This is a genomic window from Paenibacillus sp. A3M_27_13 (genome assembly GCF_024213315.1).
GTDB classification, from domain to species: Bacteria; Bacillota; Bacilli; order Paenibacillales; family Paenibacillaceae; genus Paenibacillus; species Paenibacillus polymyxa_B.
In genome coordinates, this window is the sequence record NZ_JANAVE010000001.1 from 871,746 (window position 1) to 894,109 (window position 22,364).

Annotated in this window: 22 protein-coding genes, 1 tRNA gene and 1 other annotated feature; of the genes, 1 reads left to right on the forward strand and 22 read right to left on the reverse strand. The window is 47.5% G+C overall.

What is annotated here, in order from left to right; genetic code table 11:
* Positions 1 to 22: 22 nt before the first annotated feature.
* The 11 genes from NLX82_RS03845 to lspA all read right to left on the reverse strand — a co-directional run bounded on the left by NLX82_RS03845 (position 23) and on the right by lspA (position 11,276).
* Positions 23 to 96, reverse strand: a tRNA-Ile gene (locus NLX82_RS03845).
* Positions 97 to 220: 124 nt separating this feature from the next.
* The gene (locus tag NLX82_RS03850) at positions 221 to 385 is read right to left on the reverse strand and encodes a hypothetical protein (RefSeq protein WP_014282411.1); all 165 of its coding nucleotides are present in this window, start codon (positions 383 to 385) and stop codon (positions 221 to 223) included.
* Between the two features lie 147 nt (positions 386 to 532).
* Positions 533 to 1,174: an orotate phosphoribosyltransferase gene (gene pyrE / locus NLX82_RS03855; RefSeq protein ID WP_013311063.1), complete on the reverse strand. Its 642-nt coding sequence runs from the start codon at positions 1,172 to 1,174 to the stop codon at positions 533 to 535.
* The gene (gene pyrF, locus NLX82_RS03860; protein ID WP_302055715.1) at positions 1,171 to 1,965 is read right to left on the reverse strand and encodes an orotidine-5'-phosphate decarboxylase; all 795 of its coding nucleotides are present in this window, start codon (positions 1,963 to 1,965) and stop codon (positions 1,171 to 1,173) included. Before pyrF ends, pyrE begins: the two co-directional genes overlap by 4 nt.
* A gap of 67 nt (positions 1,966 to 2,032) precedes the next feature.
* Positions 2,033 to 5,248: a carbamoyl-phosphate synthase large subunit gene (carB, locus tag NLX82_RS03865; RefSeq protein WP_068942327.1), complete on the reverse strand. Its 3,216-nt coding sequence runs from the start codon at positions 5,246 to 5,248 to the stop codon at positions 2,033 to 2,035.
* A gap of 1 nt (position 5,249) precedes the next feature.
* Positions 5,250 to 6,386, reverse strand: coding sequence for a glutamine-hydrolyzing carbamoyl-phosphate synthase small subunit (gene carA, locus NLX82_RS03870; RefSeq protein WP_023989425.1), 1,137 nt, complete (start codon positions 6,384 to 6,386; stop codon positions 5,250 to 5,252).
* Positions 6,387 to 6,447: 61 nt separating this feature from the next.
* Positions 6,448 to 7,770 (reverse strand): dihydroorotase, encoded by a 1,323-nt coding sequence (locus NLX82_RS03875; protein WP_023989426.1) that lies wholly within the window; start codon positions 7,768 to 7,770, stop codon positions 6,448 to 6,450.
* A 59-nt stretch (positions 7,771 to 7,829) separates the two neighbouring features.
* The gene (locus NLX82_RS03880; RefSeq protein ID WP_023989427.1) at positions 7,830 to 8,744 is read right to left on the reverse strand and encodes an aspartate carbamoyltransferase catalytic subunit; all 915 of its coding nucleotides are present in this window, start codon (positions 8,742 to 8,744) and stop codon (positions 7,830 to 7,832) included.
* Complete coding sequence (gene pyrR, locus NLX82_RS03885) at positions 8,741 to 9,307, reverse strand: bifunctional pyr operon transcriptional regulator/uracil phosphoribosyltransferase PyrR (RefSeq protein WP_043882258.1); 567 nt, start codon at positions 9,305 to 9,307, stop codon at positions 8,741 to 8,743. Before pyrR ends, NLX82_RS03880 begins: the two co-directional genes overlap by 4 nt.
* A 504-nt stretch (positions 9,308 to 9,811) precedes the next feature.
* Positions 9,812 to 10,783 (reverse strand): RluA family pseudouridine synthase, encoded by a 972-nt coding sequence (locus tag NLX82_RS03890; RefSeq protein ID WP_069080398.1) that lies wholly within the window; start codon positions 10,781 to 10,783, stop codon positions 9,812 to 9,814.
* 1 nt (position 10,784) lies between these two features.
* Positions 10,785 to 11,276 (reverse strand): signal peptidase II, encoded by a 492-nt coding sequence (gene lspA / locus NLX82_RS03895; RefSeq protein ID WP_023989430.1) that lies wholly within the window; start codon positions 11,274 to 11,276, stop codon positions 10,785 to 10,787.
* Positions 11,277 to 11,511: 235 nt separating this feature from the next.
* On the opposite strand from lspA, the gene NLX82_RS03900 reads away from it, so the two are divergent.
* The gene (locus tag NLX82_RS03900; protein WP_254347497.1) at positions 11,512 to 12,246 is read left to right on the forward strand and encodes a TraR/DksA C4-type zinc finger protein; all 735 of its coding nucleotides are present in this window, start codon (positions 11,512 to 11,514) and stop codon (positions 12,244 to 12,246) included.
* Between the two features lie 22 nt (positions 12,247 to 12,268).
* On the opposite strand, the gene NLX82_RS03905 is transcribed toward NLX82_RS03900, so the two are convergent.
* The 11 genes from NLX82_RS03905 to sigE all read right to left on the reverse strand — a co-directional run bounded on the left by NLX82_RS03905 (position 12,269) and on the right by sigE (position 22,356).
* Positions 12,269 to 12,661 carry a DUF5665 domain-containing protein gene (locus tag NLX82_RS03905; RefSeq protein ID WP_226887732.1) on the reverse strand — a complete coding sequence of 131 codons (393 nt, stop codon included), beginning with the start codon at positions 12,659 to 12,661 and terminating at the stop codon, positions 12,269 to 12,271.
* Positions 12,662 to 12,801: 140 nt separating this feature from the next.
* A complete protein-coding gene (gene ileS / locus NLX82_RS03910) occupies positions 12,802 to 15,891 on the reverse strand; it encodes an isoleucine--tRNA ligase (RefSeq protein ID WP_069080397.1) in 3,090 nt (1,029 codons plus the stop codon).
* Positions 15,892 to 15,969: 78 nt separating this feature from the next.
* Positions 15,970 to 16,253: a binding site (T-box leader), on the reverse strand.
* A 168-nt stretch (positions 16,254 to 16,421) separates the two neighbouring features.
* Positions 16,422 to 16,931: a DivIVA domain-containing protein gene (locus tag NLX82_RS03915; protein WP_023989434.1), complete on the reverse strand. Its 510-nt coding sequence runs from the start codon at positions 16,929 to 16,931 to the stop codon at positions 16,422 to 16,424.
* A gap of 172 nt (positions 16,932 to 17,103) precedes the next feature.
* A complete protein-coding gene (locus tag NLX82_RS03920; protein WP_254347498.1) occupies positions 17,104 to 17,886 on the reverse strand; it encodes a YlmH family RNA-binding protein in 783 nt (260 codons plus the stop codon).
* Positions 17,887 to 17,894: 8 nt separating this feature from the next.
* A complete protein-coding gene (locus tag NLX82_RS03925; protein WP_023989436.1) occupies positions 17,895 to 18,152 on the reverse strand; it encodes a YggT family protein in 258 nt (85 codons plus the stop codon).
* Between the two features lie 7 nt (positions 18,153 to 18,159).
* Entirely contained in the window at positions 18,160 to 18,612 is a 453-nt protein-coding gene (locus NLX82_RS03930; RefSeq protein WP_023989437.1) for a cell division protein SepF, read from the reverse strand.
* Positions 18,603 to 19,304 carry a YggS family pyridoxal phosphate-dependent enzyme gene (locus tag NLX82_RS03935; protein ID WP_025718637.1) on the reverse strand — a complete coding sequence of 234 codons (702 nt, stop codon included), beginning with the start codon at positions 19,302 to 19,304 and terminating at the stop codon, positions 18,603 to 18,605. Before NLX82_RS03935 ends, NLX82_RS03930 begins: the two co-directional genes overlap by 10 nt.
* A gap of 8 nt (positions 19,305 to 19,312) precedes the next feature.
* Complete coding sequence (gene pgeF / locus NLX82_RS03940; protein WP_075154452.1) at positions 19,313 to 20,197, reverse strand: peptidoglycan editing factor PgeF; 885 nt, start codon at positions 20,195 to 20,197, stop codon at positions 19,313 to 19,315.
* An 82-nt stretch (positions 20,198 to 20,279) separates the two neighbouring features.
* Positions 20,280 to 20,618, reverse strand: coding sequence for a YlmC/YmxH family sporulation protein (locus NLX82_RS03945; RefSeq protein ID WP_028540485.1), 339 nt, complete (start codon positions 20,616 to 20,618; stop codon positions 20,280 to 20,282).
* Positions 20,619 to 20,736: 118 nt separating this feature from the next.
* Positions 20,737 to 21,519: an RNA polymerase sporulation sigma factor SigG gene (gene sigG / locus NLX82_RS03950; RefSeq protein WP_007431182.1), complete on the reverse strand. Its 783-nt coding sequence runs from the start codon at positions 21,517 to 21,519 to the stop codon at positions 20,737 to 20,739.
* Between the two features lie 96 nt (positions 21,520 to 21,615).
* Entirely contained in the window at positions 21,616 to 22,356 is a 741-nt protein-coding gene (gene sigE, locus NLX82_RS03955) for an RNA polymerase sporulation sigma factor SigE (protein WP_175405300.1), read from the reverse strand.
* Between the last annotated feature and the right edge of the window lie 8 nt (positions 22,357 to 22,364).

Genomic DNA, 22,364 nt, shown 5'->3' on the forward strand with positions numbered 1-22,364 from the left:
TACGCAAGGGTTTTTGAGGAAATGGGCCCTGAGGGACTCGAACCCCCGACCAATCGGTTATGAGCCGACCGCTCTAACCAACTGAGCTAAGGGCCCTCAAAAAAATATGTATATTCACGTCACATATTCATAACAGCAACGTTAATTAATATACAACATTTTCTTGTGTTTCGTCAATAGTCTTTCGAAAATTTTCTTTTTAAAAATTATTCTCGTGGACTTACGGAATAAATCGGACACCATAACGACCTTTGCGCGAGCGGTACACCTCCACTGCGCGGGGATCATTGTAACCATACATCCAGCCGTCGTGCTCCAACCTTTTTGCCAGACATCCTGCCTGAAATTTAGTCGTGTACAGTCTGCCATAGTAAATCCAATACATCCGAGCTCCCTCTTTTCACATGATGGTAGGAGTTAGTGTAACCGGATCGAATTCGATTTACACGGCCTGAGCCATAACAATCTACAATGGTTAGCAACGAGTACGAATCGCTCTAATCATTAGCCCTGTTGGCCCCTATAGCTCATCTTATTTGCCAAAGGAAGCCGGATCCTGACGCCAGGAACGCAGCAGTTCCATCTCTTCTTCCTGAATGGTTCCTTCACGCAAGGCAACGTTCATCAGGGCTGTATAATTGGACAGGCTTTGCAGCTCCACACCTGCTTCTTCAAAGGCTTGAGTCGCTTTGTCTAGCTGGTAGCTGAAAATAGCTAGTACTGCTAACGGCTGAGCGCCTGCTTGTGCTACGGCCTGTGCTGCTTTAATGGAGCTGCCTCCTGTAGAAATGAGATCCTCGATGACCATAACCTTTTGTCCTGCGCTGATGCGGCCTTCAATTTGGTTCTCTTTCCCATGTCCTTTGGCTTTGTCCCTCACATAGGCCATTGGCAGATTTAGCTTTTGCGCTACCCAGGCCGCATGAGGAATCCCTGCTGTAGCTGTCCCTGCAATGACTTCGGTTTCGGGATATTGCTCACGAATGAGGGCAGCAAATGAGTCTGCGATCAGCTCGCGTACCTCCGGGTAGGACATGGTCAGACGATTGTCACAGTAGATTGGCGATTTAATGCCGGATGTCCATGTAAAAGGCTGTTGCGGGCGCAATGCCACCGCCTGAATACGTAACAGATGGGATGCGATTTGCTCGGGGATACTATTGAATGTGGTCATACTTGTATCATCTCCTCAATAATGTGTTCCGCTGCGGCACGTGGGTCTGCTGCTGCGGTGATAGGACGTCCAACAACAATGTAGCTGCTGCCTTGGGCAATGGCTTGCCTAGGTGTAAGCACACGCGACTGATCGCCTGCAGCACTACCTGCCGGGCGTATGCCAGGAGTTATCGTCTTAAAGTCTGATCCACATACAGCACGAATGGCAGGCACTTCCAAAGGTGAAGCTACCACACCATCCAGTCCCGCCTCACGGGTCAGTTGTGCGTAACGAACTACTGCATCCTGTACCGTACCAGGAATACCTAACTCCTTATTCATGGTCGTCTGATCCGTGCTGGTCAGCTGTGTGACTGCAATAATGAGCGGCATGGAAAGCGAACTGTCTGTGGAAATAGCTGCTTCTGCACCAGCTTTAGCGGCTGACATCATATTAACGCCTCCAGCAGCATGTACGTTGAACATATCCACACCTAGGCGGGTAATGCTCTCTGCCCCTCCCCGCACCGTGTTAGGGATATCATGCATTTTCAAATCCAGAAATACGGAGTATCCTCTGGACTTTAGCTGTTCTACAAAAGCTGGCCCTGCATTATAAAACAGTTGCATACCTACTTTTATATAACAGGGAATTCCCTCTAGCTGCCGAATTAACTGCTCAGCCTGTTGTGCATTGGGATAATCTAATGCAACCATCAGCCGTCCTGCCATCTGCTGAAATGCTCCATTCACCGTTCTACATCCCCTTTTCACGTCAATTCGGGTACATTTGCCCGTGATAAAGGACATCCGTCAGCCGAAGCTGATGAATGTCCTTCCCTGTGCTACTTATTTCCTCACATCTATTCGTAACGCATTAGTTGCTTAGGACCGGCATGGATTCGGATGTGAAATTGATCGTTTCCAGCATTCTTAGCAAAGCGCGTACTGTATCCAGTGAGGTCATGCAGACGATGCCATTCTCAACCGCTTCACGGCGGATACGGAATCCATCACGCTCTGGCGTTTTGCCTTTGGTCAGCGTATTGAAGACAAAGTTGGCTTCACCCGTACGGATCATATCCAGGATGTTCGGGTTACCTTCGCTCAGCTTGTTGATCGTGTTCACCGGAATATTGGCCTGCTTCATAGCAGCCGCCGTTCCACCTGTTGCAATAATTTTATAGCCCAGTCTGTAAAAGCCCTGCATCAACTCGACAGCTTCTTCTTTGTCCTTATCTGCCACTGTAATGATGATTGCTCCAGTGGATGGAATTTTCATGCCAGCCCCCACAAGTCCTTTGTACAGTGCTTTGGCATACTGAATATCGCGTCCCATGACTTCACCTGTCGATTTCATTTCTGGGCCCAGCGTCGGCTCTACACGGCGCAGTTTGGCAAAGGAGAATACCGGAACCTTAACCGAGACATAATTACTTTCAGGCCAAAGGCCTTCTGAATAACCTGCATCTTTAAGCTTACCGCCCAAAATAGCCTGTGTAGCCAGATTCGCCATCGGGATATTCGTTACTTTACTCAAGAAAGGAACCGTCCGCGAGGAGCGAGGATTAACCTCGATCACGTACACCTGGTCTTGATGAATGACAAACTGGATATTTACCAGACCGATCGTTTTTAATTCTTTGGCGATACTGATTGTAATTTCCACAATTTTTTGTTTCAGCTCGGCAGACAAGTGCTGTGGTGGATACACCGCGATCGAGTCACCTGAGTGAACCCCGGCCCGTTCTACATGCTCCATAATGCCTGGTACCAATACTGTCTCGCCGTCGCAGATGGCGTCGACCTCAACTTCTTTACCCAGCATATAACGGTCGATGAGCACCGGATGCTCTGGATTGATTTTAACCGCTTCTTCCATGTACCGCAGCAATTCCGTATCTGAGTACACGATTTCCATAGCGCGCCCGCCCAGAACGTAGGATGGACGTACCAGGACCGGATAGCCTAGCGCCTGTGCGGTTCCTACTGCTTCATCTACCGATGTGACCGTGTTGCCTTTAGGCTGTGCGATAGCCAGACGAGACAAAAGTTGCTCGAACTTTTTCCGGTCTTCCGCTTCATCGATACTTTCCAGACTCGTACCCAAAATATTCACGCCTGCCGCACTCAGCGGAGCTGCGAGATTAATGGCCGTTTGACCACCGAACTGGACGATAACCCCAATCGGTTTTTCCTGCTCGATGACATTCATTACATCTTCGAAGAAGAGCGGTTCAAAGTAGAGGCGATCGGATGTGTTAAAGTCCGTAGATACCGTCTCCGGGTTGTTATTGATAATCACTGCTTCGTAGCCTGCTTTTTGAATAGCCCATACCGCATGTACGGTGGAGTAATCAAATTCAATCCCTTGCCCGATCCGAATCGGTCCGGAGCCGAGTACGATAACTTTCTCTTTGTTAGATGGAATAACTTCATTTTCCACCTCGTAAGAGGAGTAGTAGTACGGAGTTGTGGCTTCAAACTCGGCTGCGCACGTATCTACCATTTTGTAGACCGGACGCAGGTTTTGAGCTAGACGGAATTCACGTACCTCACGCTCGGTTGTCATACTGTCGTTTTGGCCCATACTGCGAATCTCGGCGATAGAGCGGTCGGTAAAACCTTTACGTTTGGCCTGATAGAGTGTTTCGTAGGTCAGCTCAGACTCTCCAGCGATGATGGCTTCGAACTTGACGATTCCCTCTACCTTATCGAGGAACCACCAGTCAATTTTCGTCAAATCTTGAATCTCCTGCTGCTGCCAGCCGCGACGGAACGCCTCGGCTACCAAGAACAAACGCTCATCATCTGCTTTAAACAGGCGATCCTTGAGCACGTCATCAGACAGCTGTTCGGCTCCCTTAAGATGCAGACGGTTTACACCGATTTCCAACGACCGTACCGCTTTATGGATGGACTCTTCGAATGTGCGTCCGATGGCCATGACTTCACCCGTTGCTTTCATTTGCGTGCCCAGCTTGCGGTTGGCAGAAATGAATTTGTCAAATGGCCAGCGTGGTATTTTGCTCACGATGTAATCCAGTGTTGGCTCAAAGCAAGCATACGTTTGTCCCGTTACCGGATTCACAATTTCATCCAACGTGTAGCCCAGTGCAATTTTGGCAGCCATTTTAGCAATCGGATATCCAGTTGCCTTGGAAGCCAGTGCCGAGGAGCGGCTTACGCGCGGATTTACTTCAATTACATAGTATTGATAGCTGTGCGGATCAAGCGCAAACTGTACATTGCAGCCGCCTTCGATATTGAGGGCGCGGATAATTTTCAGAGAAGCGGAGCGCAGCATCTGGTATTCGCGATCTGACAGCGTCTGACTCGGAGCTACGACGATACTGTCACCAGTATGCACGCCGACTGGATCAAAGTTCTCCATATTACAAACAACGATGCAGTTATCATTGCCGTCACGCATGACCTCATACTCGACTTCCTTCATACCTGCGATACTTTTTTCCACCAAACATTGTCCGATTGGACTGTATCTCAAGCCAGAGCTGACGGTTTCACGCAGTTCTTCTTCTGTAGAGCAGATACCACCGCCTGTTCCCCCTAGTGTATAAGCCGGGCGAACGATAATTGGATAACCGATTTCGTTAGCAAATTCTAACGATTCCTCTAAGGTTGTTACAATTACACTCTCCGGTACAGGCTGTTCCAACTCGCGCATCAAATCACGGAACAGATCACGATCTTCGGCTTGTTCTATCGAATTCAGTTGAGTCCCCAGCAGCTTGACGTTTTCACGCTCCAGCACTCCGGCGCGAGCCAGTTCCACTGCCATATTCAGACCTGTCTGTCCTCCCAGCGTAGGAAGCAGACCATCAGGACGCTCTTGACGGATAATCTGTGTTACAAAATCAAGTGTAATCGGCTCGATGTATACTTTGTCTGCCATGTTGGTGTCTGTCATGATGGTTGCCGGATTACTGTTGATCAGTACTACCTCGACGCCTTCTTCTTTGAGCGCTTGACAAGCTTGTGTACCAGCGTAATCAAATTCTGCTGCCTGACCAATGACGATAGGACCGGAACCGATCACAAGTATTTTTTTAAGTTCTGTATTTTTCGGCATATTAGCGCTCTCCTCTCACTGCGGCGGCGATAGCAGCCTGACGCGGTTGCTTTGGATGATTTCTTTTGTGCTCACGGATCATGTCCAGAAAACGGTCAAACAGGTAGCCATTGTCGTAAGGTCCTGGTGCAGCCTCTGGATGATATTGCACCGAAAACGCGGGATGCTTGGTATGTTTAAGACCTTCAATCGTTTTATCGTTGTTATTAATATGCGTCACTTCAAGCTCAGTTCCTTGGATCGAATCCTCATTTACCGTGTAGCCGTGATTTTGCGATGTGATAAAGCAGCGTCCGCTCTCCAGTTCTTTCACCGGATGGTTACCACCGCGATGTCCGAATTTCAGCTTCTCCGTATCCGCCCCCGAAGCTAAAGCGAACAACTGGTGTCCCAAGCAAATTCCGAAAATCGGGTATTCCCCTAACAGTTCAGCTACCGTACGAACGGCATGGGGTACGTCTTTTGGATCTCCAGGGCCGTTAGACAGCTGGATACCGTCCGGGTCCAAGCGACGAATTTCCTCAGCCGTCGTATCATGTGGAACGACAACTACATCGCAGTCCCGTTTGTTCAGTTCGCGCAAAATGCCGCTTTTTGCACCGTAGTCAATCAATACGATCCGCTCTCCGTTGCCAGGACTGCTGTACGGATGAGGTGTGGAAGTCATAGGAACCTGATTACGCAATTCTTCAATGGTGAGGTCAGACATCATTTCTTTCAGTTCTTCCAGCGGCTGGGAACCAGTCGTCAAAATGCCCTTCATCGTGCCGTGATGGCGAATAATCCGGGTAAGCATGCGGGTGTCGATGTCGCTAATGCCAATGATGCCATATTCCTTCAGCAAATCGCCCACGCTGTATTGAGCACGCCAGTTACTTGGCGCCGGCTCGTAATGTCGAACAGCAAAGCCATGGACATAAGGCCGTACCGATTCAAAGTCATCCCGAGTAATTCCGTAATTGCCAATCAGCGGGTAAGTCATCGTTACGATTTGTCCGCAATAAGAGGGATCAGTCAGCACCTCTTGATAGCCTGTAATCCCTGTGTTGAAAACGACCTCGCCTGTTTTTTCACCTTCCGCACCAAATGATGTGCCTGTAAACAGCGTGCCGTCCTGAAGTAACAATCTTGCCTGCATCCCGTCTCACTCCTCTATATTGTTTCCTGCTATTAGGTTCTATTTAATTAGTGATTTCTATTTATTTTGCTTCGTCAGCAGACCATACCAGTTTGCCGTCTACCCAAGTTTTCACGGGCCAGCCTTTGAGCTTCCAGCCTGTAAAAGGAGTGTTGCGTCCTTTGCTGGCAAACGATTGCGGATCAACTGCCTGCTCCTGCTCCAGATCAATCATGGTCAGGTCAGCTGGAGCCCCTTCTTCCAGGCGTCCCGTATCAAGGCGGAAGACACGCGCTGGATCAGCAGTCATACGACGCACTAGAAAGTCCAGCGTCCACTGTCCGGTGGCTACGAATTTTGTGTACAACAGCGGGAAGGCTGTCTCAAATCCAACGATTCCGAATGGCGCCAGCTCCATACCTCTTGCCTTCTCTTCCTCACTGTGCGCTGCATGGTCGGTTACGACGATGTCAATCGTACCGTCTTCCAGTCCCTCGATGCATGCCTGCACATCACGTGGGGAGCGGAGCGGAGGATTCATTTTCCAGTTCGCATCCAGCCCAGGGATGTCCTCATCTGACAATACCAAGTGGTGTGGGCATACCTCAGCCGTTACCTTGATGCCAAAAGATTTCGCGTGGCGGATTAACCGCACTGACTGCTCCGTGCTGACATGGCATACATGATAGTGTGCCCCGGTTGCCTCGGATAGTAAAATGTCTCGTCCGACGTGAATGGCTTCGGATTCGTTCGGAATGCCTTTAAGTCCGTGGCGCTTAGCAAATTCGCCGTCCGTCACCGCCGCTCCTTCAACAAGCGTGTTATCCTCACAGTGTGCAATAATCGGCATATCCAGTGCTTTGGCCCGCGCCATGGCATCCTTCATCATTTGCGCGCTTTGCACCCCGACACCATCGTCAGTAAAGCCGATTGCACCCGCTGCTTTGAGCGCTTCAAAATCTGTCAGCTCACGCCCCAGTTCGTTTTTCGTAATGGCTGCGTAAGGAAGAACCTTGGCAAGCCCGGCTTCCTGTCCCTTTTTCAATACCAGCTGGACTGTGTCCACATTGTCAGTCACTGGACGTGTGTTTGGCATGCAGGCAATCGTCGTAAATCCGCCTTTCACCGCCGCACGGCTGCCCGTTTCAATCGTTTCTTTATATTCAAAGCCAGGTTCTCTCAGATGTACATGCATGTCGATTAAACCGGGGATGACCAGTTTTCCCTGGGCGTCGATTTTTTCAACTTCGCGCTCCTGCTCAGATGCCCCTTCTTCTATAAGTAGGCTGACTCCAGCATCTGCATTTGCGATAGCCAAAATTTTTCCGTCGGCGATTAGGATGGATTTCAATTCAGCCTCGCCCTGCTCGTTCAATACGCTTGCATTCATTATTAATTGTTTCATCTGAAATATTCCTCCGCTCAGTTTTCTGCAACTTTTTCCTACGATCCAATTGACAGCTTCTACAGCTTCATTGCCCGTTCCATAACCGCCATGCGGATCGGAACTCCGTTTGCCATTTGCGGAAAAATTCGCGATTGTTCGCTTTCCACAACTGCACTATCAATTTCCACATTCCGATTCACTGGAGCTGGATGCATGATAATCGTTCCGGGCTTCAGGTTCGCTGCTCTTTTTTCTGTCAAACCGTACTGCTCTCGATACTCATCCGCTGAGCGCAACATCCCTTCAGCATGTCGTTCCAGCTGTACCCGAAGCATCATGACCACGTCCGCCTGTAGTGCCTCTTGCATCGGAACATAAGGCGCGTACGCCGCAAGATCAGGTGCTTGCATATTATCAGGAGCGCAGAAGCTAACCTTGGCTCCGAATTTTTGCAAGGCCCACAGATTCGAGCGAGCGACACGGCTGTGCAGAATGTCTCCTATGATGGATACTCTCAAGCCTTTAAGCTCACCGAAAGTTTTGCGCATGGTGTACAGGTCCAGCAGAGCCTGCGTTGGATGCTCATTGTTGCCGTCCCCCGCATTAACCAGTGGGACACTGACCTTTTCAGCGAGCTCTTGCAGCACCCCGGCTGGCTTTAACCGGATGACTCCTGCGTCAATGCCCATGGATTCGAGCGTACGTACTGTATCGTAAATGGACTCCCCTTTTTCCACACTGGAAGCCGCAGCGGAAAAGTTCAAAACCTGAGCGCCCAGCCGCTTCTCTGCCATTTCAAAAGAAAAGCGGGTGCGAGTGCTGTTTTCAAAAAACATGTTGGCCGCAAAGCGTGATTGCAGTACTGGAACCAGTTTTTCTGGTTGAGACTCCCAATAATGAGCGCGATCCAGAATGGACTCGATTTCATTTCGGCTAAGTTCCTTTAACCCGAGCAGGCTACGTTCTTTAAGTTGACTGGCTGTTGTGATCATAGCTGTTCCCCCCGGTTCTGAATGATTGTCACTTCGTCCTTACCGTCCGTCTCTTGAAGGGCTACTACGATTTCCTCAGATTTGGAGGTCGGGATGTTCTTGCCGATGTAATCCGGACGAATCGGAAGCTCACGGTGTCCGCGATCCGCTAGCACTGCCAGCTGGATCATTTGCGGTCGTCCGCAGTGCATCAATGCATCCATCGCCGCGCGGATGGTGCGGCCTGTATACAGCACATCGTCAAAGAGAATGACTTTCTTATCATGAACCGATACGTCAGCAGGATTCATCAAAAGCTCTTTTCCATTTCCTTTAGCTTCGGCTACGCTGCTCCGGTCATCCCGGTAGGCTGTAACATCCAGCTCTCCCCATGGAATTGGTGCGCCTTCAATCTCAGCAATTTTTTCAGCCAGACGTTGCGCCAGATGAACTCCACGTGTTCGAATACCTACTAGCACACAATCGTCAATACCTTTGTTTTTCTCCAAAATTTCATGTGCAATCCGTGTCAATGCCCGACGAATCGCAATTTCATCCATCAGTACATGTGTTTCATTACTCATGCTTCCAGCCTCCTCAGGTGATGTTCCCTTCAGACCTGGTCCCGTGTTCGGATACAAAAAAGACTCCTTGCCCAAGTTTGGCAAGGAGTCTCGTGTGAACAGTCTTCTACTGTTCTCCGATCTCTCGGACACACTGAAGACATACCGCCGCAGCGGATGCACTGATCAGTGATCCATTCACGTTACCTTGCCAGCCTCACGGGACTGATTTAAAGGTGCTATTCAGGATTTCCTTTGTCCTGCTTCTCATAGTGTGAGATGGTTAGCCATCTCTTGGACAAAGTTCATCGCAACTACGAGAAGTATGACAGATTGAAAATCGTGTGTCAACACCCGTTCAACCGGAACCACCGGAAGCACTCTAATAATTATACAACTTCATTGTATAATTATCCATAGTTGTTTTTACCCATACCTTATCCCACAATAAAAAAACCGCCATTTAGGCGGTTTAACTTAATAATTTATTCAGGTTTGTGAATAGGAATGCAAATTGTCATTGTTTTAGCGACTACGCAAGGATGCTAACACATCCTCCATATCAGGAGGGATCGGTCTGTTGAATTCCATGTACTCTCCAGTGGATGGATGCTTAAAACCCAGTACCGCCGCATGCAGCGCCTGACCATCCATACGAACCCCTTTGCTGCGTCCATACATAGGGTCGCCAACCAATGGGTGTCCAATAAATTTCATGTGAACACGAATTTGGTGTGTGCGTCCTGTTTCCAATTGAAGTTCAAGCAGGGTATAATCCCCCAACCGTTCAATGACGAGAAAATGGGTGACTGCATGCTTGCTGTTACGTTCCGTCACTGTGAACAATTTGCGATCACCCGAATCGCGGCCAATCGGAGCATCTACCGTTCCCTGATCGTGGCTCAAATGACCGTGAACTAAGGCTATATATTTCCGAGTCACACTATGGTCCTTAAGCTGTGCTGCAAGTGATGCGTGAGCCTGATCATTTTTAGCCGCCATCAGCAGTCCTGATGTATCCTTATCAATACGGTGAACAATACCAGGACGTAATTCCCCATTGATGCCGGAAAGATCGTGGCAGTGGTACATCAGTGCGTTAACCAATGTTCCCGAAGAGTGTCCCGGTGCAGGATGCACGACCAGACCACGTTGCTTGTTAATAACAATAACGTCCGAATCCTCGTAAACGACATCCAACGGAATATTTTCCGGTACAATATCTACACTTTCTGGCTCCGGTACCGATAATACAATACGATCTCCTTCAGCCAGCTTGTAGTTCGCCTTGATCGCCGTACCGTTCACCAACACCCGACCATTTCCGATCCACAGCTGTATCTGAGAACGAGACACTTCCTTCATTTCTTCGGCGATATATTTGTCTATACGTGTTTTGGCATCCACGGCATCCGCTGTCCATTTCAGAGATTCACTCTCCAGTTCGTCTTCATAAGACAGACCTGCGGCTTCGCCGTTTTCATTCACTTCGCTCATGCTATGACTTCCCTTCAATGCTATCATTGCCATTTCCTTTTTCCCGACGCGATTCCAGCAATGTATCCAAAATAATCAGTGCTACACCGATGACAATCGCCGAATCTGCCACATTAAAAATCGGGAACGTATAGCTTCCAAAATTGAATTGCGCAAAATCAACCACTTCACCTGAAATAGCCCGATCCAAAAAGTTACCGACTGCTCCCCCCAGCACCAAACTTAGCGCAACAGGAAGTAGCTTTTGTCCAGCCTTGACTGTTTTTCGCAGGTACCAGACGATACCGATCACCACTACAATTGTAATCACGATAAAAAGCCAACGTTGACCTTCCAAAATCCCAAAAGCGGCTCCACGATTACGATGGGAGGTGATTAAAAAGAAATTGCCGATGACTGGTATTTGCTCGTACAATTCCATCCGCGTAGCCACCAAATATTTGACTCCCTGATCAATCAAAAAAATAATTAGCGCAATACCAAAATAAATCACAGTCCTTCGTCACTCCGATCCGCTTATATCCGTTGTTGAACCCATTTATTGTAGCATAAGCGTTCTCAGATCGTCCACGAAACCCGCAAGCATCAAGTACAGATCATCTATAAAATGAACTCCACTGCATTTGATTAGAATTTCCTATGTAAAAGAGGCCTTCCCGGTGCAAACTACAAGGAGCATACTCGACACAACGCATGCGCATGTAAACCTAGAACAAGGAGAGGATTCCATGTCCCCATTGACGGAGCAACAATTGCAGGGCTTGCGTAACGAACTGCTGGAACGCAAAAAAGAAATTGAGCATCGTTTGCAGGATAACGGCCATTACGGACTCGGCGATTCCCAACGCGATCAAACCGGCGAGCTTTCTCCTATTGATAACCACCCAGGAGATCTGGCTACTGAAACCTACGAGCGAGCCAAGGATATTTCCTTACTGGAGCACGACGAATTCCAATTAGAACGCATCGAATCAGCTCTGATGGCCATGGAAAAGGGGACGTATGGCATTTGTGCCGCCAGCGGTAAACCCATTCCCTATGAGCGCCTACTGGCTGTTCCCTATACCATTTACTGTAAAGAGTACAGTCCCGAAACAGAAGTGTCTAACCGCCGCCCAGTGGAGGAAGAATTTCTCGCTCCCTCGTTCGGCAGAACAAGTCTGGATGAGCGTGATGATCAAAACGGCTTCGACGGTGAAGATGCCTGGCAGATCGTCGAAAATTGGGGTACCTCTAACACACCAGCCATGGCCGAAAGTGGAGACATCCACAGTTATGATGATATGGAAATTGAAGCAGGCGACGATAATATGGGCTTCGTAGAACCATACGAAAGCTTTGTTGCTACTGACATTTATGGACAAAATGTTTCCGTTATTCGTAGTTCCATTTATCAGCGTTATATCGAAGATGGCGAGGGCGAAGGTCTACTGGAGCCGGATACGCACGAAGACGAATCGTGAACTTCAAAGTGGAGATCGCTGCCTAATAGGTAGTAAGCTCCAATTGTCGTTGTACAATTCGTACAATATCAGCGATATAATCACCGATAATCGGCAAATTCAACGCTCCGAGCACTTGCAGCACATAAATAATGGTAGCGGCAAAAAAAGTAAAACCTAGCGCGATGCCGATTCCCCTGGAAACGCCTGATATTAGATTTAGCCAAAGTAATCGCCAAGGCTTGTTCAGCAGCAAAGCATAATCTGCAATACGTGTCCGTTCCATCTGCTCTGACACAGCACGTATCAGCTTTTCAACACGACTTAATTGCTCTGCCTGATTACCTGTTTTGCTTTTATCTGCGGCTACGGCTGCTCCTTCTCCGTTCATCTCTCGGAGACTTCTCCCCTGTCTACGCCTTGATCGTGCCGTCATATGCACAATCCCCCTTTTCCCATGGCTGCCCTGAACGCAGCAAACGAGCCGAAGCACGTAACGGAGAAAAACCGTTTCCGATGCTTAGGCTCGTTTTTATATGCTGCCTGTTATTGTATTATGGGACAGGGGGCTTGTAATTATTCTCCAATATGAACGCCGATGGTTTTACCGTTCACATCCACATGTTCTGCCGGTTCGGCTTGACCAAATGTCACAGTAGTAACCAATACGTTCTCACGCAACACAGAATCGAAGCTTTCGATGGCCTGACGCAGCTCGTTATCTACATCCAACGTCAACGCCACATACTTTTCAATCGGCAGATCCAGTTTTTTACGATAATCCTGTACCGCACGAACCACTTCACGTACCCAACCCTCTTGCTCCAGCTCTGGCGTAATGTCTGTGTTCAACGCTACCGTTAAGCCATAACCGGAAGCAGAAGCGAAGCCTTCTTTCGCTTTTTTCTCCACCAGCAGTTCTTCGGCCGTAACTTGCAGCTCTTCACCTTCTGGAGAAGCGACGTTTAACACTCCTTTTTCTACAACAGAACGGGTATCCTCAGCAGACATTCCTTTGAAAAAGTTTTGTAGGAAACCGACATTTTTGCCGTATTTCTTGCCTGCTACTTTCAAATTCAGTTTCAGTGTAAAATCTACAAAGCCGCTATCGTCCGTCTCAACATGAATATGCTTCACGTTAATCTCATCTTTGATGATTTCCTCATAGCCACTCAGTTCAAAGTCCTGATCCATGGACAGAATCAACTCGGACAACGGTTGACGCGTTTTCAAACCCGTTTCGTTGCGGACGTTACGCGCCAATTCAACGACACGGCGTGCCGTTTCCATATCTCGTTCCAGTTCCAAATCGATCAAGGACTCATTGGCAGTCGGATAATCATCCAGATGAACACTTTCCCCGTTGCTTAGGTTGAGGTAAATATCCTCTGCAAGCAGTGGTGTAAACGGCGCAAGCAGTTTGGCAGTCGTTAACAACACTTCGGTCAGTGTACGGTATGCATCCAGCTTATCTTCTGTAAGACCATTGCCCCAGAATCGGTCGCGTGAACGACGGATATACCAGTTGCTCAGCTCATCAACAAACGATTCAATTGCTTTAGATGAGTTCAGGAAGTCATTTACAGCCAGCGCTTTGTCCACTACCAAAATGAGGCTGTTCAGACGGGACAAAATCCAACGATCCAACTTATGAGCCGATGGTTTGAACGGATGCTGTGCCGGATCAAATCCGTCGATATCCGCATACAAAGTCAGAAAAGCGTGTGTATTTACAAGCGTATCCACCAGCTTCGATTTAGCCTCACCTACAATTCCTTTGGAAAAACGTTTGCTATTCCATGGTGCACTATCAGACAGCAATGCCCAGCGGAAAGCATCTGTACCGTACTCGTCAATCACTTCCCACGGATCAATAACATTACCCTTGGATTTAGACATTTTCTGCCCCTGCTCATCCAGTACATGGCCTGTCGCCATGACAGCTTTATAAGGAGCTTTGCCAGTCAGCATAGTCGAAACCGCAAGCAAGCTATAGAACCAGCCACGAGTCTGGTCAATCCCTTCACAGATCATATCTGCCGGAAATTGCTGCTCGAACGTTTCATTATTTTCAAAAGGATAATGATGCTGTGCAAACGGCATGGAGCCACTATCGAACCATACGTCGATTACTTCCGGTGTACGAGTCATTTCGTATTTACCGCATTGGCTACGAACCTTAATATCATCTACATATGGTTTGTGCAGCTCGATGTCCGCTGGTACATCGCCAATCGCACGTTCCCTCAATTCAGCAATACTATGCGGAGCGAACTGTTCTCCAGTTTCCTCACAAACCCAGATGTTTAGTGGTGTACCCCAATAGCGATCGCGACTGATGTTCCAATCCACCAGCTCCTCCAAAAACTTGCCAAAACGTCCTTCACGTATATGCCCCGGGTACCATTCGACTTCGCTGTTGTTGGCAATCAATTGATCCTTGATCGCAGTTGTTTTGATAAACCAGCTGTCCATAGCATAGTACAATAATGGAGTATCGCAGCGCCAGCAGAACGGATAGCTATGCTCGTATTTTTCCTTGCTGTACAGCAACCCTTTTTCGGACAGCATTTTAACAATATCTACATCACAGTCTTTCACAAAACGGCCTGCAAAATCAGTGATTTCCTCTACATAGTTACCTTGAAGATCCACCACGTTGATGAACTCAACACCATTTTCACGACATACCCGGTAATCATCCTCACCATGCGCTGGAGCCATATGAACGATACCTGTACCGCTGGAGTCTGTTACGAACTTCGCACCCAGAATCTGATTACCCTTCTCAACCTGAAAATACGTAAATGGCGGGGTATACGTTTGGCCAACCAGTTCTGAACCCGATAGTGTGCCAATCACTTCATGATCGCCTTTAATTACGTCCTCAACCAGATTTTTAGCAACGATGTATACACCGTCTTCCTGCTTCACACGTGCATATTCCAGTTCAGGGTTGACGGCGAGCGCCACGTGACTCGGCAAGGTCCAAGGTGTTGTCGTCCAAGCCAGTACATATTCACCACTGCTATGCAACTTGAATTTGGCAGTGGCACTCAGATCCTTCACATCTTTGTAGCCCTGCGCTACTTCATGAGAACTTAGCGTCGTCTGACAATCCGGGCAATACGGACTCACACGATGACCACGATACAACAGATCTTTTTCATGAATTGTCGCCAAAATGTTCCATACGCTCTCGATATAGTTATTATCCAATGTAATGTACGGGTTATCGAGGTCAGTCCAGTATCCGATCGCTTCGGTTAGATCACGCCATTGTTGCTCGTACTCAAACACGCTTGCCTTACATTTTTTAATAAACTTTTCAACGCCATATTCTTCAATTTCAGGTTTGTGGGAGATTCCCAGTTGCTTTTGTACACCCAATTCTACCGGCAAGCCATGCGTGTCCCAGCCTGCCTTACGTACGACGCGGTATCCCTTCATTGTCTGATAGCGGCCTACAAAATCCTTAATTACACGGCCCAGCACGTGACCGATATGCGGTTTACCGTTAGCTGTTGGCGGGCCCTCATAAAACACAAAATTGGGCTTTCCTTCACGATTTGTGATGGATTTACGGAATGTGTCCTCTTGTTTCCATTTGCTCAGGATGCGTAGGTCACGAGACCGTGCTTTTTCTTTAACATCCACTCTGTTCATACCGTCATACTCCCTCTCTGCTCATCATGATTTCTCTAGCATTTCCTAAAAAAAGCAACAAAAAAAGCCCCATCCCTGTAAAGGGACGAGACTGTGCTCGCGTTACCACCCTGATTCCGTAAAAACAGACCATTCTAAAATACAGTCTCATCACGGCTCTCTGAGCCCCACTCAACTACAGCAGGGCGCCATTATAACGCATGGCAAACGGTGATTGCTTACACACGCCATAAAAAATCTTAAGCGCTTCAGCTCACTTCTCCGGGAGGATCTTCGGTCATGTTCTGAACGTTGGCTTGCACCGGAAGGCCAACTCTCTGAGGGACAAATCATGACGTACTCGTTCCCATCAACGAATTAAACATGTTAAATTCATCGAATATTAAATCAGCAACATCGTTGCCTTGAATAACAACCATCAGCCGACGGACGGATAATCATTGAATTCAGTATAGTATTTACAGTTATAGCCTGTTTAAAGATAAAAGTCAACCCTAACAAAGCCTAATAAAAGCTTGTCAGAAATGAAATTAGTAAATTTCTTTCATCTCACGCTCGCGCTCCAGTACTTCGCGTTCCCGGTTTTCAAGGGCTTCCCAGCCGTCTTGGCTTAACAAATCAAGCTGTGCTTCCACCAGTGTACGAAACCGTGCTCGGTAAATCGATGCCTGCTTCTTCAGTTCTTCAACCTCCAACGCGATCTTGCGGGATTTAGATAATGCTTCGTTCACAATACGGTCCGCATTTTTTTCCGCTTCCTTCACGATCAGTTGGGATTCTTTCTTGGCGTTGTTACGAACTTCATCAGCCGCTTCCTGCGCCACGATAATCGTCTTACTCAGCGTATCCTCAATCGTCGCGAAATGATCGAGCTTCTCCTGTACGTTCAACAACTCGGTGCTCAGTTCTTTATTTTCACGAATAACGCCCTCGTAATCTTTGATCACCTGATCCAAAAATTCATTAACCTGATCCTCATCATAACCGCGAAGCCGGCGGGCAAATTCCTTGTTATGTATATCCAATGGCGTTAATGGCATGCCGTCCACCTCCTATAAGATTGACAAAAAATACATTTTCCGCGTCACGACGCTCACTATCATCTATCGGTCATCATACTCCGTTTTGTGAATACTGTACAGAGCAAAATCGTTCCAGTTCTTCGCTATAGCTTAATTCTTTCGACAGAAAGCTCGTGATTCCTGCCTACAGCTATACAAACTTACCAATTTTGACACGGAATCTTCCCTTTTTTGTCATCCCGTCTGTTTCAAGCACTTTGAAACGCCCAAAACCCTGCATGGAAATAACGTCCCCAGCTTTAAGTGGAGTGGATGGATTCTCCTCCACCTTCCAATTTACCCGGCACCGTCCCGCCCGAATCGGTGTTAATATTTTACTGCGGCTTAGCTTGTACACATCGCTGGCAATACCGTCCAGTCGTAAAGAAGCGACAGTCAGATCTAGCGCCTCTAATGCAACTTCCTTCGTTCGCAGACTCGCTACAGGCAACAGTTCTGTCCATACATGGACACGATGTACCTGCTGCAAATGCATCGTCATAAAATCGACAATCTCTGAAGCTACCAATACATGGCACCCATCATCTAGTACATGAATGTCCCCGATTTTCCCACGTTTGATTCCAAGTCCCAGTAGGGCACCTAGATAATCACCGTGTTCAAGAGTAGCTACTTTATGATCGTCAGATGTGATGGAAAGGACCTGAATCTCCATCTCCTCACCGTCCAAATACGAATAATCGGGCGCAATAAGCGCCCGCTTTCGTTCTGAAGCCATATATCCGCCATCTACCCTAATCGTGACCTTGTCTTCCTTCGAAGCAAGTGTCTCCAATATGTACTGTTGGCGCGGGTCCAAAAAATCAGTCAGCTTCTGCTCATGATAAGCTCCCGCATGACTGATCCATTCGGAAGCGCGATCCACATAATCCCGTTCATCCGGGTGAAAATGCTCATAAATCTCAGTTCGCATAACTCCTCCTAGACGAAATTACCAATTAAAGAAATCAAACCGTATGACGCAAAACGCAGAGCAATCAGCGCAACGATGGGTGAAATATCAATCATCCCGAAGATTGGCGGTATAAACCTGCGAAAAGGAGACAAATACGGTTCCACAAACTTGGCAAGTAAATCGCCAATTACACTCTCTCTGGCATTAGGAAGCCATGACAGCAGAACATATGCAATGATCATGTACGAATAAATCTGAAATAGCCAGTAAATTACCTCGATCAAGAAAAGTTCACCTCATTCTGTTAAGTTCTTGTTCAGTGTCAGCCAGTATTTCCGTAATAGAGCCTTGAATCTCAACCGTATCTGGTGTACACAGAAAAATATTGTTCCCGACCTTGGAGATACCACCACCCAGTGCATACACAGTACCACTCAAAAAATCAATAATTCGCAACGCCTGATCCTTGCGAATTCGTTGCAAATTAACTACGACGGTGCGATGGGAACGGATATGGTCGGCAATTTCCTGTGCTTCATCATAAGAACGCGGCTCATACAGGACAACTTTCACATTTTTCTGTGAATGGATGCTGACAACATTAGTGCTCTTCTGGTTCTTACGTTTATCAAAGCTTGGGGTTTCAATTTCTTGATCTTCCGGCGTATTCATAACCTCTCGCTCTATAACTTCCTCTTCTTCCTGAAGCCCCAGAAAGTTCATGAACTTATTCATTACGCCCAATGGAAATCCTCCTCTCGTCCGACCAGTACGGAACCAAGCCGCAGCCAGGTCGCTCCCTCTTCAACCGCCACTTCAAAATCATTGGACATCCCCATAGACAAGTGAACGATGGGTTCTCTGGTCAAGGCTTGTCCATTTAACCTATCCCGTAATTCACGTAATCCCCGAAACACAGGCCGAGTTTTTTCCGGGTCTTCCTCATGAGGAGCCATCGTCATCAAGCCAATCACGTCCACATGCTCCAACTCGCGAATTTGTTCCAAAAAGGGGACAACCGCCTCAGAGGACAAGCCATATTTGGATATTTCCCCAGAAATATTGACTTGCACAAAAGCTTTAACTCGCAGTCCCAGAGCGGCTGCCTTCTTGTCCAATTCCTGAGCGAGCGATAAGCGGTCAAGCGAATGTATAAATTTAAATTTTCCAATCACATCTTTAACCTTATTCGTTTGGAGATGACCAATAAAATGCCACGTTCCCCGGTCACCCAACTTGCTCCATTTATCCGCAGCATCCTGCCAGCGATTTTCGCCCACATGCTCTAAGTCGCTATCCAATACCGATGTCATTGTCGCCGCCGAAACATATTTCGTGACAGCGATCACATTAACTTCATCACGCGAACGTCCGCTTCGGGCACATGCCGCTTCTACACGGGCATTCACTTCTTTAATTCGTTCCTCCAAAGACACGGGAGGACTCACCTCTCTTCCAGACCAATCCAACTCGCCATTCTTCCTGTGACGCCGCCTTCTTTGCGATATGAAAAAAACAAATCGCTACGGCTACTCGTGCATAAGGTAGTACATTCGATATGGCTCGGCAATATTCCTGCTTTCATCATAATGTGTCGATTGCATTGTTTCAAGTCAAGTAGTGTTTTTCCGTTGGTTAAGGGGAAGTAAACAGAACCTTCCCATTTATCATTACCCGGGCAATCATGCTCCAAAACCCGAATTTGGCTCATCACATGCTCATCCACCTCATAGGATTCAGAACCAATGGAAGGACCAATAGCTGCTAGTATATCAGACGGCTGAGATCCATATTCGTTTTGCATGGTCTGTACCATTTTCAATGCGATTTCCGCAACGGTTCCCTTCCAGCCTGCATGCGCCAACCCAATCACACGGCGGACTGGATCACAAAAATATAATGGTACACAGTCTGCATAAAAGGACGTCAGCAAAATGCCAGGTACATTCGTCAAAAGTCCATCTGTGTCCTGAAAAGCGGATGCACGATCCATAAAGCCCCGCCCGCGATCAGCAGCCTTGACCACGGCAACATGATGACCATGAACCTGTTCACCGCACGTCCACGCTTCAGCAGCAAAGCCAAGCTGCTCAGCAATGAGCCGACGGTTACGAATAACTTGCTCGGGGTCATCCCCTACATGGAACGCACAGTTCAGACTAGCGTAGGGCACCTCACTGACACCGCCATGACGACCTGTAAAACCCGCTGTTAATCCCTGAACCTGCCGCTCCCAAGATTGAATATATAACAACTCCGGTACGGGACGTCCGCCATCTTGCATAAGCGCAGTTCCCGTAGCCTCGGTGTTCACTACAAATGGTTCCATTCATTCTCACCTCTACTGCCCAGTGTACCAAAAAGCCGCCACCGTGTCTTCACAACACACTAAAATACGTAGATCTGCAAGTTCAGAAGCCCCGTCGGTCACTCCGCTCTTGACGTTCGATATACAACTTTTCCTCACCTTCACCCGACGGCTCATGCAATCCTTCCAATCGTACAAGCACAACATCCGAACCAATTTTCACAATGTTGCGCCACGGAATGACCAACTCGCTTCCGCCTCCAAACCAGCCCATAAAACGACTGCTGCCTGGAACCACAATGGCTTCAATTTTCCCCTGCCGCACGTCAATCTCCAAATCACTGATTTGTCCCAGACGTCGTCCATCTACAATGTTAATGACATCCTTGGTTTGAAACTCGGAAATTTTCATTGCTCTTACTGACGTTTCCGGTGCACTCACACGCATCACATCCTTTATTTCACTATATGAGCGGAAGAGCCCAAAAAATGTCCTGTAAACGCAAAAACGATCCGGGTAGGATCGTTTTTATCGCTGAATCATTCAAGCATTCATTTCATTAGGACTTTACATGTTTTTGCATTTGCTGTATAGCCGACTTCTCTAATCTTGAAACCTGGGCTTGAGAGATACCGATTTCGTCGGCAACCTCCATTTGCGTCTTTCCTTCATAAAAACGCATAGACAATATCATCTTTTCACGCTGGCCCAGGCGATGCATCGCTTCCCGCAGAGCGATTTCCTCAATCCATGAGACGTCTTTATTTCTGTCATCACTGATCTGATCCATCACATAGATTGGGTCGCCCCCGTCGTGATATATCGGCTCGAACAGCGAAACCGGATCCTGAATCGCATCCAACGCGAACACAACGTCTTCTTTGGGCACATTCAATGCCTCTGAAATTTCAAAAATCGTTGGTTCTCGCGAGTTCAGATTCGTCAGACTGTCCCGCACCTGAAGCGCCTTATATGCAATATCCCGTAACGAACGAGATACACGGATCGGATTGTTATCCCGCAAATAACGGCGGATCTCTCCGATAATCATCGGCACCGCATAAGTGGAGAACTTTACGTTTTGCGAAAGGTCAAAATTATCAATCGCCTTCATTAGGCCGATACATCCTACCTGGAACAAATCGTCCACAAACTCTCCCCGATTGTTAAATCGTTGAATCACACTCAGGACGAGTCGGAGATTGCCGTTGACCAATTTTTCTCTGGCTGATCGTTCATTATTTTGCTGAAGTGATGTGAACAACTCGCGCATTTCTGCATTGGTTAATACCGGCAGTTTGGCGGTATCCACACCGCAAATTTCCACTTTATTTCGGGTCATCGTGTCTTACCTCCCAAGGAGCAACATTAATGTACATTATCTCCTGAGGGCATTTTTTTATTCGCCGTTTCCATCGCTTCCGGATATACCCATGCATTATACCATTTTATTAAATTCTTTTCGTAAGCGCTTTATAATTCGCTTTTCCAGACGCGAAATATACGATTGCGAGATACCCAACAGGTCAGCAACATCCTTCTGTGTCTTCTCTTCTCCGTCTTGTAAGCCGAAGCGCAGCTCCATAATCAAACGCTCTCGATCCGTCAACTTATCCAGTGCCTTATGCAATAATTTACGGTCCACCTGCTCCTCAATATTACGGTAAATGGTATCATTTTCCGTCCCCATCACATCGGAAAGCAATAATTCATTACCGTCCCAATCAATATTCAGAGGCTCATCAAAAGAAACTTCCGTTCTCGTTTTACTATTGCGACGCAAATACATCAAAATCTCATTCTCAATGCATCGAGACGCATATGTCGCAAGTTTGATTTTCTTCTCTGGATCAAAAGTGTTAACCGCTTTGATTAGTCCAATAGCACCAATGGATACGAGATCCTCAATGTTGATTCCCGTATTCTCAAATTTACGGGCAATATATACGACTAACCGCAAATTTCTTTCGATTAGCATCGACCGTACTGCTGCATCTCCAGAAGAAAGTTTCCCCAGCAAATATTCTTCTTCGTCTCTCGTCAGCGGTGGGGGGAGCGCCTCGCTGCCGCCAATATAATAAATTTCTTCACTTTTCAGCCCAAATAAAAATAAAATACGATAATATTGCAATTGCAACGCTAGCCTAATTTTCATCTTCAATTTCATCTGTTCCCACATATCATTCT